The sequence below is a fragment of the Armatimonas sp. genome (genome assembly GCF_043760365.1).
GTDB lineage: Bacteria > Armatimonadota > Armatimonadia > Armatimonadales > Armatimonadaceae > Armatimonas.
Map to the genome: position 1 here is coordinate 1 of NZ_JAYUPA010000833.1, position 3166 is coordinate 3166.

Annotated in this window: 4 protein-coding genes; 2 read left to right on the forward strand and 2 right to left on the reverse strand. The window is 60.8% G+C overall.

Annotated features, from left to right (window positions below; translation table 11 throughout):
- On the forward strand, positions 1–513 hold a 513-nt coding region (locus ACH2EH_RS20525), incomplete at its 5' end, for a HEAT repeat domain-containing protein (RefSeq protein WP_395144633.1).
- Positions 506–1108: a hypothetical protein gene (locus ACH2EH_RS20530; protein ID WP_395144635.1), complete on the forward strand. Its 603-nt coding sequence runs from the start codon at positions 506–508 to the stop codon at positions 1106–1108. The genes ACH2EH_RS20525 and ACH2EH_RS20530, both read left to right, overlap by 8 nt.
- Here ACH2EH_RS20530 and araH read toward each other — a convergent pair.
- Together araH and ACH2EH_RS20540 are read right to left on the reverse strand one after the other, a co-directional pair.
- Positions 1086–2015: an L-arabinose ABC transporter permease AraH gene (araH, locus tag ACH2EH_RS20535; protein WP_395144636.1), complete on the reverse strand. Its 930-nt coding sequence runs from the start codon at positions 2013–2015 to the stop codon at positions 1086–1088. The genes ACH2EH_RS20530 and araH overlap by 23 nt on opposite strands.
- A partial coding sequence (locus ACH2EH_RS20540) for an ATP-binding cassette domain-containing protein (protein ID WP_395144638.1) occupies positions 2012–3166 on the reverse strand: 1155 nt, incomplete at its 5' end. The genes araH and ACH2EH_RS20540, both read right to left, overlap by 4 nt.

A 3166-nucleotide genomic window follows, 5' to 3' on the forward strand; every position in this document is an offset into this window, starting at 1 on the left:
GCACTTCTGGAGGCTCTGGGCACGGACAGCACACTGGTGCGCTACCGCGCCGTCGAGGCACTAGGTCACATCGGTGATGCGCGCGCCGTCGAGCCGCTGTTAGCGCTACGAAAGATCTATGACCCGGACATTTTGCAAGCTTCCCATGCCGCAATTCTCGTCCTGGCAAACCACCTCGGTGAGCACCCTAGCCCCAGCGAGATTCCCCAGCTCATCGCACTGATTCGCCAACTGCGCCTCGACGACCAGCTACAGGCCGCCGCGATCTCCGCGGCACTGGCTCTGGAAACCCTGGCACGCACCCAGCCCACGCCCGCACTCCGCGGTGCTCTCAAGTTGCTCAAACCTTCTTTCTGGGCACCGCTTCCGGCTGAGTTCAAAGAGGCGTATCAAACCATCGAAGACGCAACCGCGCAGTGGAAAGACCTGCCTCTTATCGCCGATGTGCCACAGACCATAGAAAACTTGCCAGTTCCTGCTGACGAAAACAACTCCAGCGACTCCCATGATTGACCTGCGGCGCTGCTCAAAGACGGCTAAGGTGCTGGAGGAACAGGGGATGGTGCTGGATCCCGAGGACGGGAAGCCGAGGCTCACGGGCGAGTGGCTGACGGCACGGGAGCCGCACGTGCGTGGGGCCAAGAAAGAGCACAAAGAGCGACAGGATGCCGTTCGGGGGTACGGCGCACAGCCCGATGCCACCGTGTTTCTCGTGCTTGTCGCGCTCTGGGAGGATCGGGGCGCGGAGCTTGATGTGCTTCATGATGCGCTGCTGGCTCTGGCACGACGGACACCACAGTCGGGGATGCGCTCGATGCTTCCTCGGCTGGAGCAAGAAGCTCGTAAATTCTTTATTCTCCCCGCTCGCCGCCGTCGGCTTCGCGAGCTGGCCGAGGCACTGGATCTGGCCACAGCGCATCTCAAAGACTTGCCGCTCACAGCAATGGCGAGTGTGGAAAGTACGAACCTACCGCTGCCGACCCAAACCCTCCCGGCCCTGAGGGAGGGTGCCGAGGGACGAGGCAGGTGGGTCCGAGGCAGGTGGGTCCGAGGCGGGTGGGTCCGAGGCGGGTGGGTTCAGAAGCTCAGGCGCTTTTTCGGTTCTTGAGCTTGTCTAGGAGCACGGCGGCCAGGAGGATCGCGCCACTTGCGACTGCTTGCCAGAAAGTGGGGATATTGAGCAGGTTCATCGCATTCTGCACGGCACCCATGATGAATACCCCGACTATCATCCCGCTAATAGTGCCGACGCCGCCCGTGAGTGAGACGCCGCCCAGCACGCAGCCCGATATCACTTGCAGCTCCAGTCCCTCACTCGTATTGGGCTGTCCCGACGACACCCGTGAGGCCAGCAGCACGCCCGCCAGTGCGGCCACGGCTCCCTGAACGGCGAAGATCAGGATCTTGGTGCGGGCGACATTCACCCCGGAAAGCCGCGCCGCCTCGGCGTTGCCACCAATGGCGAGCGTGTTGCGTCCATAGATCGTTTTGTTGAGTAGCAAGCCAAAAACAATAAAGCACAGCACCATTACCCAGACCGGCGACTGGAACTCCAGAAGCTTGTACTGCCCGAGCTGACCAAACGCCTCGTTGCTGATTCCCACCGATGAGCCATCCGCCAGTAGGCGCGCAACCCCACGGACAATCTGCATGGTCGCCAACGTCGTGATGAGCGCGTTGATCCCCAGCCGCGCAATCACAAAACCATTGACCGCCCCGACGCCAAAGCCTAGCGCCACGGGAATCGCAATCGCCAGCCCGATACTATTGGTCTTATTGATTGTCAGCGCCGCCACCACGCCCGCCAGCGCCACCACGGAGCCCACGGAGAGATCGAAGTCGCCCGCCGCCAGGCAGAAGAGCATCGTACACGCCACGATCCCCACGGTGGTGACGGACATTGTCAGGCCCTTAGCATTCTCCACGGTGGCGAAGTTCGGAACGGTAAAGGAGAGCACCAGAAAGAGCAGGGCGCATACCAGCAGCATTCCATTGTTCTGCCAGAGCTTTTTCATGGGGTTGCCTCCGCAATGGGCAGTGCTGCCGCCAAGCACTTCTCCGGCGTCGCTTCCTCGCGCGTGAACTCCGCCGAGATCGCTCCCTGGCGCATCACGAGCACGCGGTCTGCGACGCCCAGCACCTCGGGTAAGTCCGACGACACCACTACCACGCCCACGCCCCGCTCCGATAAATCATACAAAATATCGTAGATCTCTCGCTTTGCTCCCACATCAATGCCCCGCGTCGGCTCGTCTAAGAGCAGCACTTTCACGTCCTCACTCAGCCAGCGTCCGAGAATGGCCTTCTGCTGGTTCCCCCCCGAGAGCAAGCCAATCTGCTGCTCCAGGTTCGGGGTCTTCACGCGCATTGCCTCGACTTGCTGGGTCGCATTCTTGCGCTCGGCGGGCTCGTTGATCCAGAAGCCAAGCTTAGAGAAGCGCCGCCTCGCAGAAAGATTGATGTTTTCCGCCACGGAGCGCACGGGGACGATGCCCTCTCTTTTTCTGTCCTCCGGGCAGAGGCAAACGCCATTTTTAATGCTCTGCGCCGGGTTCGCGTAGATTTCTTTCAGTAGCTCTGTCCGGCCCGCGCCCACTAAGCCAAAAATCCCCAGAATCTCGCCACCGCGCACTGTCAGGCCGTGGCTTGAAAGCACGGTTTCCCCAACAGGTCGTGGTCGCCAGCCATAGATGTCGGAGATATCACGGCCCACCATGCTCTTAACCACGCCCGCCGCGTCGGTTTCGGCGCTTGGAACCGTCTCGATATGCTTACCATCGCGTAGAACCGTTACAGTGTCGCAGATAGCGAAGATCTCGTCCATACGGTGTGAGACATAGAGAATCGCCTTGCCCTGCCGCTTGAGCCGGTCAATGATGGCAAAGAGTGTCTCCACCTCTCGCGCCGAGAGCGAGCTGGTGGGCTCGTCGAAAGCGATCACTTTCGCCTCGCGCGAGAGCGCCTTAGCGATCTCTACCATTTGCCGCTGCGCCAGCGAGAGCTCTCCCACTTTAGCCTGCGGATCGAGCTTGATACCCAAGTCTTCCAGATTCGCAATCGTCTGCGCCACGAGGCTGCGTTTGTCCACCCAGCCTGTTTTGTTAGCCGGGAGATGCCCCAAAAAGACATTCTCTGCCACAGTCATCTCGGGAACCAGGTGCAGCTC

What these genes read in the sequence shown, in the direction of transcription:
- ACH2EH_RS20530 (WP_395144635.1), top strand. Translation starts at nt 506, where the DNA reads ATGATTGACCTGCGGCGCTGCTCAAAGACGGCTAAGGTGCTGGAGGAA.
- araH (WP_395144636.1), bottom strand. Translation starts at nt 2,015, where the DNA reads ATGAAAAAGCTCTGGCAGAACAATGGAATGCTGCTGGTATGCGCCCTG.